Source organism: Pseudomonas sp. GD04019 (genome assembly GCF_029837695.1).
Lineage (GTDB): Bacteria > Pseudomonadota > Gammaproteobacteria > Pseudomonadales > Pseudomonadaceae > Aquipseudomonas.
The window spans coordinates 210,299-223,438 of the sequence record NZ_JAOEEA010000004.1; the positions used below are offsets into that span (position 1 = coordinate 210,299).

The window sequence follows — 13,140 nt, forward strand, 5'->3', positions numbered from 1 at the left end:
CGGGAGGTGCAGGGTAACAGCCTCGCCGGCAGCGTGCAGGTGCAGGCAGCCATTGTGGGGCTGCCCAGCGGCGCAATGTCATTGCGCCTTGGCGGTCTCGACGGCGCTGGTCCGGCACTGCTGGCGCAGGCGATGGCGGTCGAGCCAGGCCAGCGGCAGGGCGATCAGGCCGAAGGCCAGGCCCCACATCATCCCGGCGATCAGGGCGAACAGCGTACCCATCCATCGAAAGCGCCGCCGGTTATGGGCGGCGGAATTGAATCTAAAGGGGCTGGCGGCGCATGCCGATATGCGGGATGTCGTCTTCCAGGTATTCCGCGGTCACCGCCTCGAAGCCGTAGCGACCGTAATAGCCCTGCAGATGGGCCTGGGCCGAAAGGTAGATCGGCAGCCCCGGCCAGCGTTCGAGACAGGCCGCCACGGCGCGCTCCATCAACTGGTGACCGAGGCCACTGCCGCGCGCCTGCGGGGCAATCACCACGCGGCCGATCACCACGTCGCCATCCTGGGTCGAGGGATCGAGCAGGCGCAGGTAGGCCACCAGTCGCTCGTCCTGCCAGGCCAGCAGATGGTGGGTGTCGGCGAGCAGGTCCTGGCCATCCACGTCCTGGTAGGCGCAGTTCTGCTCGACCACGAACACGCGGGAGCGCAGCTCGAGCAGGGCGTACAGTTCGTGCGTGCTCAGCTCGGAATGGTGCTTGGTGTGCCAGGTGAGGGTCATGGGCTTGGTGCTTCCATATCGGCGAGAGGCGATTCTGTCATGACTGGGCGCCGGCCTCGATCTTGCCGAGCAACCATTGCAGGCCAGCCAGATGCTGCTGGTCATGGCTGCACAGATAGTGCACCAGGCTGCGCAGGGTTAGCTGGCCATAGCCCTCGAAGCGCGCCGGGCGGCGGAACTGCTCGGCGCCGATCGATGCGATCAGTGCCAGGGTCTCATCGCGGGCGCGGCGGAAGTCGGCCAGCACCGAGTCGGCATCCGCCTCGGCATAGCGGCGCTCGCGGGCCATGGCCTCGCCATCCAGAGAGATCAGCAGCGGATTGTCTTCCTCCAGCGTGCGGCGCAGGCGCAACTGGTAGCCGTCCACCTCGATGTCACGCACATGGCATAGCTGCTCGATGGCGGTGAAGGGTTCGCTGGGTATGCCGGCCCAGGTCGCCGGTGCCCAGTGCCTATAGGCTGCGGGGATGGCCGAGTAATGGGCCTCCAGCTGGTCGGGGAAAGCGGCGAGGGCGTTGAGGGTGGCGAGCATGGCAGTGCTCCGTGTGGCTGGAACACCATGCTGGCACGGGAAAACCGCGCCTGGCTCGGTACAGATGACGGCTAAACCCTGCGGCAGCTGCTATGGCCTGGGGTTCCAGCACCTACACTGCTTCAGGGGGGCGTGGAGGTGTGCTTTGGGTGTCGAGGCTTCGGACTATTCGATCTACCGGCGGGTGGTGTCGCAGTTGATGCAGGGGCAGGAACAACTGCCCAGCCTGCCAGCATTGACCCTGGATATTCGCCGGGCATTGAGCGACGGGCAGATCAGTACCGGCGCGCTGGCCCGCCTGATCAGTCGCGACCCGGCGCTGGCGGCGTTGCTGATGAAGCATGCCTCGGGCGCCCTGTACCGCCACCCGATGGCGCCGCGCACCCTGCAGGATGTGATCGCCCTGCTCGGCATGAGCGAGGTGGACCGCATCACCATGGTCCACAGCATCAAGAGCCTGTTCACCCTGCACAGCCCGGCGCACAAGCGCCTGTTCATGGAGGTCTGGGGGCGGCTGACGCTCAAGGCCAGCACCTGCGCCATGCTGGCCCGGCTGATCGGCCACGTGGCGCCGGAACATGCCCTGCTGGCCAGCCTGCTCAGCGAGGTGGGCACCCTGGCGGTGCTCTCGGCATTCAAGGACGAGGCGGAGATCCCCTCCGGCGAGCTGTACTACAAGCTGTGCCGCGAATACAGCAAGTCGCTGGGGGTGATCGTGCTGAAGAAGTGGGCGGTAGACGACGAATACATCGAGGTGATCCGCGCGGCTGGCAACTGGGGCGCCTCGACGGGCCGCGAGCTGGAGCTGATCGACCTGGTCAACCTGGCGCTGTTCCATGCCATCAAGGAGCGTAATCCCGACGCCGAGCTGCCGCTGCTGGTGGAACTGGCCGCCTACCACAAGCTGCAGCCGCCGTTGAACTTCATCGGCGACAACGGCGAGCTGGAGTTGGTGCTCAATCATCGCGCGGATATTCATGCGATCGCCGAGACCCTGCGCTGAGCCGCATGCCGTGGCAGCCTTGGCCCGCAGGCCTGGCGTCCGCTGCATGCCGCCACGGCGTTTGACCTGCTAAGGTCTCAGCCCATCGCCCATCCACGAGAGCCCGCCATGCCCGCGCCTTGCGTCCTGATTCCTCTGCCGCGCCGTGATTACGATCCCAGCGAAACGGCCCTGGCCTGGCGCCAGCTGCGTCAGGCTGGCTACCGGGTGTGCTTTGCTACTCCGGACGGCCACCCGGCCGAGCCGGATCCGCAGATGATCAGCGGCGAGGGCCTAGATGCCTGGGGCCTGATTCCCGGCCTGCGTCGGCTCAAGCTGCTCGGCCTGTTGCTGCGCGCCAATGGCGAGGCGCGCGCGGCCTGTGCCGAGATGCTGGGTGATCCCGATTACCTGCAGCCGCTGCGCCACGAGCGCCTGCGCGTGGAGGACTTCGCCGGTCTGATGCTGCCTGGCGGGCACTGGTCTCGAGGTATGCGTGAATATCTGGAGAGCGAGACGCTGCAGGCCTTCGTCGGCGCCTGGTTCGCCGCTGACAAGCCGGTGGCGGCGGTGTGCCACGGCGTGTTGCTGGCGGCGCGCAGCAAGGGCGTGGATGGCCGCTCGGTGCTGCACGGGCGCAGGACCACCGGGCTGACCTGGAAAATGGAGAAGACCGCCTGGGACCTGACCCGCTTCTACGGCCGCTGGTGGGAGCGCGACTACTACCGCACCTACTCCGAGGCGCCGGGCGAGCCGGCCGGGCATATGAGCGTGCAGGGCGAGGTGGGGCGAGTGCTGGCCAGCCCGGATGACTTCCTCGATGTGGCCAAGGACGCGCCCGACTTCTGGCGCAAGACCAGTGGCCTGCACCGCGACACACCGGACGACAGCCGCCCGGCCTGGGTGGTGCGCGACGGCAATTACGTGTCCGGGCGCTGGCCGGGTGATATGCATGAGCTGATGCGGCGCTTTATCGAGTTGCTGCCGGCAGCTGCTTAGCCAGGCGGTTGAAGTCTGCCGCTTAGTGGGTGTACGTCGGCTTGGTGAGCGCTTCGCTAGCGTTTTCTTGCAGCGCTGAGTCGATGCCCTCACCCCAGCCCTCTCCCGGAGGGAGAGGGAGTCAGCGCGCTGTAGCCCGGATGCCATCCGGGAGTGCCGGCAACACTGTCCCCGGATTGCATCCGGGCTACCTGCTTGTAGGAGCGAGCTCTGCTCGCGAAGCTTTTTGCGGTGGCCCCGTTCGCGAGCAGAGCTCGCTCCTACGCTATGGCCGGTGGCGGTCTGGAAGTCACCGCCCCTGGGGCGGCTGTAATGAGGGCTCCAGCCTCAGACGAACTGCGCAGCAGCGTGGGCCGAGGCCCAGGCCCACTGAAAGTTGAAGCCGCCCAGGTGACCGGTGACGTCCAGCACCTCGCCGATGAAGTAAAGGCCCGGCGACTTCTGCGACTCCATGGTCTTTGACGACACCTCGCGGGTGTCGATGCCGCCCAGGGTCACCTCGGCGGTGCGGTAGCCCTCGGTGCCGGCCGGCACCAGGGTCCATTCGGCGAGCTTGGCCGCCACCGCCTCCAGCTCCGCCGGGGTGTATTGCTTGAGCGGCTTGCTGACGAACCACTGCTCGGCCAGCAGGCCGGCCATCTTCTTGGTGAACAGCTCGGCGAGCAGGGTCTTCAGCTCGCTGTTCGGTCGCTCGCGCTGCTGCGCCGCCAGCCACTCGGGCAGGTCGATATGTGGCAGCAGATTGATCTCGATGGCATCGCCCGGCTGCCAGTAGGAAGAAATCTGCAGGATCGCCGGGCCACTCAGCCCCCTGTGAGTGAACAGGATATTTTCCTTGAAGCTCTGCCCGTTGCAGCTGACCACGCAGTCCTCCACCGAGGTGCCGGACAGCTCGGTGCACAGCGCCTTGAGCTGCGGCTCGGTGATGGTGAAGGGCACCAAGCCGGCGCGGGTTGGCAGCAATGTATGGCCGAACTGCTTGGCCACCTGGTAGCCGAAGCCGGTGGCACCGAGGGTGGGGATGGACAGGCCGCCGGTGGCGATCACTAGTGACTCGCAAGTGAACTTGCCGGCGCTGGTGTGCAGGGCGTAGCCGGTATCAGTCTTGCCAATGGTCTCGACCGAGGTGTCCAGGCGCAGGTCGACGCCGTGCTCGTCGCACTCGGCCAGCAGCATGCTGAGGATATCGCTGGCCTTGCGGTCGCAGAACAGCTGGCCGAGCTTTTTCTCGTGGTAGGGCACGTCGTGCTTGACCACCAGTTCGACGAAGTCCCACTGGGTGTAGCGGGCCAGGGCCGACTTGCAGAAGTGCGGATTCTGCGAGAGGAAGTTGGCCGGCTCGCAGTACATGTTGGTGAAGTTGCAGCGGCCGCCGCCGGACATGAGGATCTTTTTGCCCGGCTTGTTGGCGTGGTCCAGCAAAAGGACCTGGCGTCCGCGTGCGGCGGCTTGCGCCGCGCACATCAGGCCGGCGGCACCGGCGCCGATGATGATGACCGGGAAGAAGGACACGGCTGAACCTCGATGAGTCGCGAAGCCGCGCATTCTAGCGGAAAGGCGCGGCGAAGCCGCGGACGGTCATCGGCCCGCAGGCGCCGAGGCGCCTGCGGGGCAGGCTCAGCGCCCGCTGTTGTGATTGTTGCCCTTGGGTTGCTTGCTGTGGGTCTCGCCGCCGAAGCTCTGGTTGCGATCCTCAGCGCGCTTGCGGTTGGTGTTCTTGCTCTGGTCCTTGCAGTTGCTGCAGTACTCGGCCGATTCGGCTGGAGCGCTCTTAGCCAACTGGGAGCCGCATTTGGAGGCAGCGTTTCATGGCATCACCTCGTCACTGAGCAGCCCCGGAATGGGGCTGGCAGTGCGATGGTCGGTGGCCGCTCCGCGGCGACGCAGAGGGAAGTGCCTCCTCAGGCGGCCTTGGCCTGGGCGATTTCGGCCGGGCCCTTCTGCAGATGCGCGACCAGGGTGCGCAGCGGCGCCAGCTGGCGGCAGATCAGACCGAGCTGTACCTGTACCAGGCGGTGGCCCTCGTCCATCTCCTCGGGCAGCTGCTCCAGCTCCTCGGCCAGGGCCTGGTCGGCCTCGTCGTACACGGCTACCGGGGTGCCGGTCTGCAGGCCCGTGGCGATGGCGTCGAGGCTCTGGCTGATATGCGCCACGGCGCGGTCGTGCAGGGCGTCGCTGGCGTCGTCGGCCAGGGTCGCGCGGTGTGCGCCGAGGGCCGAGAGGTAGCTGAGCAGGGTGTGCGACAGCACCAGGAAGCGGAAGCCGGTCTCGGCATCCTTCCGGAAATGGCCGGGCTCCAGCAGCATGTTGGACAGGGTGGTGGACAGCGCCGCGTCGGCGTTGTGCGCGTTGCGCCGGGCCAGTCGGTAGCTCAGGTCGTCACGGGCGCCGGACTCGTACTGCTGCATGATCTGCAGCAGGTAGCGGCTGTTGCTGCTCAGGGTGCTGGCCAGCACTTGGTTGAGCTTGCGGCCCTGCCAGTCGGGCAGAATGAAGAACACCGCGAGGCCGGCGATCACCGTGCCCAGCACGGTATCCACCAGGCGCGGCCAGAGCAGGGTGTAGGCGTCGCTGATCTGGTTGAAGCACAGCACCACGACCAGGGTCATGGCGGTGGTGGCCAGGGTGTAGCGGTCGACCCGGTTGGTGAAGAAGATCACCCCGGCGGCCACGGCGATCAGCGATTGCAGCAGTGGATCGGGGAACAGGCGGATCAGCGCCCAACCCAGTACCAGGCCGATCAGCGTACCGCTGACCCGCTGCACCAGGCGCAGGCGGGTGGCGCCATAGCTGGGGCGGCAGACGAACAGGGTGGTGAGCAGGATCCAGTAGCCCTGTTGCGGGTGAATCCAGTGCAGCAGGCCGTAGCCGGCGAGCAGGGCGGCGGACAGGCGCAGGGCGTGGCGGAACACCAGGCTGGTGGGGGTGAAGTGCTGGCGCAGGCGCTCGAAGGCTTCCTTGAGGGTCTGCGGCGAGCGATCGAGCAGGCTGCTGTCCTGCTCGTCGGCCAGGGCGTCCGGGTTGCTGGCGCTGGACAGCTTGCGTTCCAGGCTGGCGAGGTTGTCGGCCAGGGCACCGAGCGAGCGCAGCAGGCGGCGCCAGGCCGGGTTGTGCTGCTCGCGCAGGAAGGTCATGGAGGCATCGAGGTCGGCCATGGCCTGGCTGTTGTCGTTGTAGTCGAACGGCTGGCGCAGGCGGATGGCCCGGCCCAATGCCTGGCAGGCCTTGCCCTGCTGGCTGAGCAGACGGCCGCAACGGAACATCACGTCGCTGTGGAAGAAGGCTTCGGCCAGGGCGTTGTACGGGTAGTGCGAGGAGCTGGCGCGCTCGTGGATGTCCTGGGCGATGAAGTACAGCTTGAGGTAGCGGTTGGTCTTCTGCCCGCTGCGCTTGCGGCTCATGCGGTTGAGGATGATGTCCTTGGCCAGGTTCAGCGCCGTCACCACCCGACCATTCTGCCGTGCCAGTTCCAGGCGCCGCGCCTCGATATCCAGCTGCCGGATCGGCTCGAACAGCGAGGCCTTCAGGCGCAGGTAGGCGCCCAGCTCCTCGAACACCCGCGCCAGCGCCTGCTGCACCGGTTGCTGGCTGAACAGTGCGCTCCAGATGATGCCGAGCAGGCCGTACCAGGCGGCGCCGGCGATCAGCAGCAGCGGCTCCTGCCAGAAGATCCCGGCCTGGCCGCCACGGTGCTCCAGGCCGATGGCGGTGTAGATCGCCAGGATCAGGGTGGCCTGGGCCACCGCCGCGTAGCGTTCGCCGATGCCGCCGAGCAGGGTCATGGCGAAGGCCGCCAGGGCCAGCCCCGCGCCGAACAGCCAGGGCATGGGGAACAGCAGCTGCACCGCGCTGGCGGTGGCGCCGAAGCACAGCAGGGTGACCAGCAACCCCTGGGCGCGCCCGCGCCAGTGATCGTCGTTCTCGGCCAGGGCGCTGGCGATGCAGCCGAGGAACAGCGGGATGACCAGGGCGATCCGCTCCAGGTACCAGCACAGGGCCATGGCGCCGGCCAGGGCGATGAATACCCGCACACCGTAGGTGAATTTCTCGCGCGCCCAGAGCTGGCGCAGGGTGTGCTTGAACGATGAGGGCATGGGCGAACGGCTACCCGCCAGGAAATGGGTTGGTGTGCCGAGAGACGGCACCAGGTGCTGACGAGGCACCATTTTATTGACCTTTCGTTCAGAGGATAGCCCGCGGGTGCGGCAACGAAAACGGGCCCCTTGGGGCCCGTCTGGTTCAGCGCTGGCGGCGATCAGTCTTCGCCGTCGTCATCGTCGGCGCCGTCGACCTTCATGCCCAGTTCCTTGATCTTGCGCGTCAGGGTGTTGCGGCCCCATCCCAGCAGTACGGCGGCATCGCGGCGGCGACCGGCGGTGTGCTTGAGCGCGGTCTCGATCATGATCCGCTCGAAGGCCGGCACGGCGCTGTCCAGCAGGCTGGATTGGCCGCGGGCCAGGGCCTGGTCGGCCCACTGGCGCAGGGCCTGCTCCCAGTTGGCGGCCGGCGCGCTTTCCTGGGGCTGGGTCAGCAGCTCCGGCGGCAGGTCGTCGATATGTACTTCGCGGCCGGAGGCCATCACGGTGATCCAGCGGCAGGTGTTCTCCAGCTGGCGCACGTTACCCGGCCACGGCAGGTGCTTGAGGTAGTCCTCGGTCTCGCTCTTCAGCAGCTTGGGCTCGACGGCCAGCTCCTGGGCGGCGCGGCCGAGGAAGTGGCGGGCCAGGGTGGGGATGTCCTCGCGGCGGTCGGCCAGGCGCGGGATATGGATGCGGATGACGTTGAGGCGGTGGAACAGGTCCTCGCGGAACTTGCCGGCCTGCACCAGGGATTCGAGGTTCTGGTGAGTGGCGGCGATGATGCGCACATCGACCTTGACCGGTGTGTGGCCGCCGACCCGGTAGAACTCGCCATCGGCCAGCACGCGCAGCAGGCGGGTCTGGGTGTCGGCGGGCATGTCGCCGATCTCGTCGAGGAACAGGGTGCCGCCGTCGGCTTGCTCGAAGCGCCCGCGGCGCTGGTTGGCCGCGCCAGTGAAGGCGCCTTTCTCGTGGCCGAACAGTTCGGACTCCATCAGGTCCTTGGGAATCGCCGCCATGTTCAGCGCGATGAACGGCGCAGCCGCGCGCGGGCTGTGGCGGTGCAGGGCGTGGGCGACCAGCTCCTTGCCGGTACCGGACTCGCCGTTGATCAGCACGGTGATATTGGAGTGCGACAGGCGACCGATGGCGCGGAACACCTCCTGCATCGCCGGCGCCTCGCCGATGATTTCCGGGGTGCGGCCCAGTGCGGCTGGTGCCTCCAAGCCCTGCTGCTCCTGGGCGTGCTGGTTGGCGCGCTTGACCAGAGAGACGGCCTCATCGACGTCGAACGGTTTGGGCAGGTACTCGAAGGCGCCGCCCTGGTAGGAGGCCACCGCGCTGTCCAGGTCGGAATGTGCGGTCATGATGATCACCGGCAGGCGCGGGTGCATGTCGCGGATGCGTGCCAGCAGGTCGAGGCCGCTGGCGCCAGGCATGCGGATGTCGGAGATGATCACGTCAGGTTGCTGGCGGGACAGGCGGGTCAGCACGCCGTCGGCGCTGTCGAAACTCTGGGTGGTCATGCCTTCCTGCTGCAGGGCCTTCTCCAGGACCCAGCGGATGGAGCGGTCGTCGTCGACGATCCAGACGGTTTCACTGCGGCTCATGACGGTGTGGCTCCTTGGTCCAGGGGCAGGAAGATCGAGAACACGGTATGGCCCGGGTGGCTCTCGCATTCGATCAGGCCCTGGTGCTGACTGATGATGTTCTGGGTGATGGCCAGGCCCAGGCCGGTGCCGTCGGGGCGGCCGCTGACCATGGGGTAGAAGATGGTTTCCTGCAGCTCCGGCGGGATGCCCGGGCCGTTGTCGATGATCTCCATCTTCACCACCAGGCGATGGCGGGTGTGGCCGATGGTGAACTGGCGCAGGGTGCGGGTGCGCAGGCTGATGCGGCCCAGGCGCAGGTCGCTCTGGCTGGACAGCGCCTGCAGGGCGTTGCGCACGATGTTGAGAATGGCCTGGATCAGCTGCTCGCGGTCGATCAGCAGGTCGGGGATGCTCGGGTCGTAGTCGCGCACCAGGGTGATGCTGCCCTGGGCCTCGGCCTCGATCAGGCTGGCGACGCGCTCGAGCACCTCGTGGATGTTGGTCATCGCCAGCGACGGCAGCTTGTTCGAGCCGAGCATACGGTCCACGAGATTTCTCAGGCGGTCGGCCTCCTCGATGATCACGTTGGTGTAATCCTTGAGGCTCTCTTCCGGCAACTCGCGGGCCAGTAGCTGAGCCGCGCCGCGGATGCCGCCGAGGGGATTCTTGATCTCGTGGGCCAGGCCGCGAACCAGCAGCTTGGTGGTTTCCTGCTTGGACAGCTGCGCCTCTTCCTTGGTGATGCGCAGCAGGCGGTCGCGCGGGTGCACTTCCAGCAGCAGCAGGGTCTGGCTGCGGTTGAGGATCGGCGTCACCGCGTAGTCGACGGTGATGGTCTGGCCGGCCAGCGAAGTCAGCATCGCCTCGCGCTTGGTAAAGGGGTGAGCGTGCTCGACCGCCTGGCGCAGCGAGCTGAGCGCTTCCGGTGACTCGGTGAACAGTTCGCTGATGAACTGACCATGGCTGCGCTGGCCGCTCACCGCCAGCAACATCTCGGCGGCCGGGTTCATGTACTCCAGGCGCAGCTCGGCGTTGAGCAGAATGGTCGCGGTGGTCAGGTTGTCCAGCAGTAGGCGGTGCAGCGCGTCGTTGATCATGGCAGGTCTGGGTCCCGGCGATGGGCTGGAAAATGCAAAAAGCAAACCAAGGCCCTGAAAAGACGCGTATCTCTGCCAGCAACCGCCCTTCAGGCTGCGTTTCGGCGCAGCCGGCGCGGTCGTCGATGAACCAAAACGGGGAGAGTATAGAAATCAGTGCAGGCTAATGCATCAATATGGTGCATTGGCAGGCGCGATCAGATGAAGGGAATCAGGGGAATGTCTTTCGGTGGGTCTTTCGGCTTGTCTTCGATCGGACATTCCGGGCGTACGCCCCAGTCTTTTTTCTTGCAGGGGTTGGCATTGCGCTTTTCGGCAAGGGAGATGCGCTTCATATGAAAAGGCTGGCTTGGGGTGCGTTCGACGATGCGGCCATGGGCGTCGATTATCTCCACCGAAATCTGATGGGTGCCACGGTCGACGTTCTCCAAGGGGAACACTGGGCTGCGTCCCGCTTCGCTGGCAGGCTTTCCATCCATGATCAAACGGAAGTTGTGGCCGGCATGCAGGCCGGGCTCGACGGATGCGCTGACGATCAGATTGCCGGTCATCTCGCGAATGGTCGCGTCCGGCTCGGGTACCAGGATGCGCAGTACCTGATAGCTGGGCTCCTTGGGTAGCGCTTCAGGCGGGGGCGCGGATGGCGGCGTCTGTGTGGCGGACATCGCATTGGAGGGCGCCAGTTCGATTCGCTCGGCCTGCTCCGATTGCGGCTGGTCAGTGAACACCCTGTTGCCGTCCGCGTCAATGTAGGTATAGACCCCGGCCTGGACAGTGAAGCAGGCTAGGCCGAGCGCCAGGCATAACAGCAGACGATTCATGGAGGCCTTCGATCAGGTGGCTGGTCTGGGAGCGGGTTTTGGAGGGGTTGGTTTCGCGCGCGCCGGGCTGTTCACGCTGATGCGCTGCACAGTGAAGGTCACTGCCGCGCTCTGCTGAATTTGCCGCTCGCCGCTGACTATCTCTACCGCGAGGCTGTGTTCGCCGCGGTCGACATTGGTGAGTTGCAGGCGTGGCACGTTGCTCGGCTGGCCATAAGGCTGGCCGTCTAGCAGTAGGCGGAATCGGTGGCCGGGCGCCAGGCGTGGTTTGATATTCACGCCAACGCTGAAGGTACCGTTGTTGGCGCGGAGCGCTTCATCGTTGGGAACATCGGTCAGGTTCAGTTCGCTGTAGGGCGGCTGATCGCTGGCGGGCTGTTCGGGCTGTTCCGTCACCACCGGCTTCTGCGCTTCTACCGTATTGGCCGGCGGCAACTCGACGGACTCCGTTGCCTGGCCTTCCGGCGGCTGGTTGGTGAATACGGTATTGCCGTTGGAGTCGGTGTACTTGTAGATCTGCGCGGCGGCCGGCAGGGCCAGGGTGCAGAGCAGGCAGGCGGTGAGCAGGCGCATCGGTAGGCTCCTGAATGATCCTGCGGCAAGGGTTGCACCGCTTGGCGCCTCTGGCAAGTCTGCACGACGCCATGCGTGGCGTGGCGCAAGAAATAGTAGGGGCAATTGTTAGTCGCGCCCTCAACTCAGGGCTCTGGTGGGCTCCGCCATGAAATCTCAGGGCACAAAAAAGGCCTCCCGAAGGAGGCCTCTTTCAAGCGAGCCGTGTGAGCGGCCGGCGCTGGATCAGACGCTGTAGTACAGGTCGTATTCCAGCGGGTGCACGAAGGTGCGCACCTTGATTTCTTCTTCCGATTTCAGCTCGATGTAGGCATCGATGAAGTCGTCGGAGAACACGCCGCCCTTGGTCAGGAAGGCGCGGCCCTTGTCCAGCTCTTCCAGGGCTTCTTTCAGGCTGCCGCAAACCTGCGGGATTTCCTTGGCCTCTTCCGGCGGCAGGTCATACAGGTTCTTGTCGGCGGCATCGCCGGGGTGGATCTTGTTCTGGATACCGTCCAGGCCGGCCATCAGCAGAGCGGCGAAGGCCAGGTACGGGTTGGCAGCCGGATCCGGGAAGCGCGCTTCGATGCGGCGGGCTTTCGGGCTGGAAACGTACGGGATGCGGATCGAGGCGGAACGGTTGCGAGCCGAGTAGGCCAGCATGACCGGAGCTTCGAAGCCCGGGACCAGACGCTTGTAGGAGTTGGTCGACGGGTTGGTGAAGCCGTTCAGGGCCTTGCCGTGCTTGATGATGCCGCCGATGAAGTACAGGGCGGTGTCGGACAGGCCGGCATAGCCTTCACCAGCGAAGGTGTTCTTGCCGTCTTTGGCGATCGACAGGTGCACGTGCATGCCCGAGCCGTTGTCGCCGTACAGCGGCTTCGGCATGAAGGTGGCGGTTTTGCCGTAGGCATCGGCCACGTTGTGCACGCAGTACTTCAGGGTCTGAACTTCGTCAGCCTTGTTGACCAGGGTGTTGAACTTCACACCGATCTCGTTCTGGCCGGCAGTCGCCACTTCGTGGTGGTGAACTTCGATGACCAGGCCCATTTCTTCCATGGCATTACACATGGCAGTACGGATTTCGTGGTCGTGGTCGCACGGCGGAACCGGGAAGTAACCACCTTTGACGGCCGGGCGGTGGCCCTTGTTGCCGGACTCGACGTCGGCGTCGGTCATCCAGGAGCCTTGCTCGGAGTAGATCTTGAACATGGAGCCGGAGATGTCGGACTTGAACTTCACTTCGTCGAAGATGAAGAACTCCGGCTCCGGGCCGACGAATACGGTGTCACCGATACCGGTGGTCTTCAGGTATTCCTCGGCGCGCTTGGCGATGGAGCGCGGGTCGCGGTCGTAGCCTTGCATGGTGCTCGGCTCGATGATGTCGCAGACCAGGATCAGGGTCGGCTCTTCGGTGAACGGGTCCAGGACGGCGGTGTCGTCGACCGGCAGCAGGATCATGTCGGAGGCTTCGATGCCTTTCCAGCCATGGATGGACGAGCCGTCGAACATCTTGCCGACTTCGAAGAAGTCTTCGTCCAGAGCGTCACGGGCCGGCATGGTCACGTGGTGTTGCTTGCCTTTGGTGTCGGTGAAGCGCAGGTCAACCCACTTCACGTCGTGTTCTTTAATCAGTTGAATCGACTTCGACATGCTGTCCTCCAGGTGGATGGGGCCGGCTGAGCCAGCCTCCGAAATTAGGTGCAAAGCCGGGCGCGATAGTCGACCAGGCTGGGCTGCCTCACAAGGGAGCAAATTGCATGCC

Annotated in this window: 13 protein-coding genes; 2 read left to right on the top strand and 11 right to left on the bottom strand. The window is 65.6% G+C overall.

Annotation, left to right across the window (positions count from 1 at the left end):
- Nucleotides 1-78 precede the first annotated feature (78 nt).
- Genes N7607_RS08415 through N7607_RS08425 form a run of 3 tightly spaced genes read right to left on the bottom strand, consistent with a single transcriptional unit; the run spans nucleotide 79 to nucleotide 1,253 of the window.
- Nucleotides 79-222, bottom strand: a complete 144-nt coding sequence (locus tag N7607_RS08415) for a hypothetical protein (protein ID WP_279865503.1) — start codon at nucleotides 220-222, stop codon at nucleotides 79-81.
- Nucleotides 223-262: 40 nt separating this feature from the next.
- The gene (locus tag N7607_RS08420; protein WP_279865502.1) at nucleotides 263-721 is read right to left on the bottom strand and encodes a GNAT family N-acetyltransferase; all 459 of its coding nucleotides are present in this window, start codon (nucleotides 719-721) and stop codon (nucleotides 263-265) included.
- A gap of 37 nt (nucleotides 722-758) precedes the next feature.
- On the bottom strand, nucleotides 759-1,253 hold the full coding sequence (locus N7607_RS08425) for a DinB family protein (RefSeq protein WP_279865501.1): 495 nt from the start codon (nucleotides 1,251-1,253) through the stop codon (nucleotides 759-761).
- A 145-nt stretch (nucleotides 1,254-1,398) separates the two neighbouring features.
- On the opposite strand from N7607_RS08425, the gene N7607_RS08430 reads away from it, so the two are divergent.
- Together N7607_RS08430 and N7607_RS08435 are read left to right on the top strand one after the other, a co-directional pair.
- Nucleotides 1,399-2,256: an HDOD domain-containing protein gene (locus N7607_RS08430; RefSeq protein WP_279865500.1), complete on the top strand. Its 858-nt coding sequence runs from the start codon at nucleotides 1,399-1,401 to the stop codon at nucleotides 2,254-2,256.
- A 108-nt stretch (nucleotides 2,257-2,364) separates the two neighbouring features.
- Complete coding sequence (locus N7607_RS08435) at nucleotides 2,365-3,234, top strand: type 1 glutamine amidotransferase domain-containing protein (protein WP_279865499.1); 870 nt, start codon at nucleotides 2,365-2,367, stop codon at nucleotides 3,232-3,234.
- 327 nt (nucleotides 3,235-3,561) lie between these two features.
- Here the strand turns inward: N7607_RS08435 and N7607_RS08440 are convergent, their stop codons facing one another.
- The 8 genes from N7607_RS08440 to glnA form a co-directional block, all read right to left on the bottom strand.
- On the bottom strand, nucleotides 3,562-4,746 hold the full coding sequence (locus tag N7607_RS08440) for an NAD(P)/FAD-dependent oxidoreductase (RefSeq protein WP_279865498.1): 1,185 nt from the start codon (nucleotides 4,744-4,746) through the stop codon (nucleotides 3,562-3,564).
- A gap of 105 nt (nucleotides 4,747-4,851) precedes the next feature.
- Entirely contained in the window at nucleotides 4,852-5,013 is a 162-nt protein-coding gene (locus N7607_RS08445) for a hypothetical protein (RefSeq protein WP_279865497.1), read from the bottom strand.
- Between the two features lie 122 nt (nucleotides 5,014-5,135).
- Entirely contained in the window at nucleotides 5,136-7,328 is a 2,193-nt protein-coding gene (gene yccS / locus N7607_RS08450; RefSeq protein ID WP_279865496.1) for a YccS family putative transporter, read from the bottom strand.
- 161 nt (nucleotides 7,329-7,489) lie between these two features.
- Nucleotides 7,490-8,923 carry a nitrogen regulation protein NR(I) gene (gene ntrC / locus N7607_RS08455; protein ID WP_279865495.1) on the bottom strand — a complete coding sequence of 478 codons (1,434 nt, stop codon included), beginning with the start codon at nucleotides 8,921-8,923 and terminating at the stop codon, nucleotides 7,490-7,492.
- On the bottom strand, nucleotides 8,920-10,002 hold the full coding sequence (gene glnL / locus N7607_RS08460) for a nitrogen regulation protein NR(II) (RefSeq protein ID WP_279865494.1): 1,083 nt from the start codon (nucleotides 10,000-10,002) through the stop codon (nucleotides 8,920-8,922). The genes ntrC and glnL overlap by 4 nt, the downstream gene beginning before the upstream one ends.
- A gap of 197 nt (nucleotides 10,003-10,199) precedes the next feature.
- Complete coding sequence (locus tag N7607_RS08465; RefSeq protein WP_279865493.1) at nucleotides 10,200-10,823, bottom strand: DUF4124 domain-containing protein; 624 nt, start codon at nucleotides 10,821-10,823, stop codon at nucleotides 10,200-10,202.
- Nucleotides 10,824-10,835: 12 nt separating this feature from the next.
- The gene (locus N7607_RS08470) at nucleotides 10,836-11,396 is read right to left on the bottom strand and encodes a DUF4124 domain-containing protein (protein WP_279865492.1); all 561 of its coding nucleotides are present in this window, start codon (nucleotides 11,394-11,396) and stop codon (nucleotides 10,836-10,838) included.
- Between the two features lie 225 nt (nucleotides 11,397-11,621).
- The gene (gene glnA / locus N7607_RS08475; RefSeq protein ID WP_279865491.1) at nucleotides 11,622-13,028 is read right to left on the bottom strand and encodes a glutamate--ammonia ligase; all 1,407 of its coding nucleotides are present in this window, start codon (nucleotides 13,026-13,028) and stop codon (nucleotides 11,622-11,624) included.
- Nucleotides 13,029-13,140: the final 112 nt, after the last annotated feature.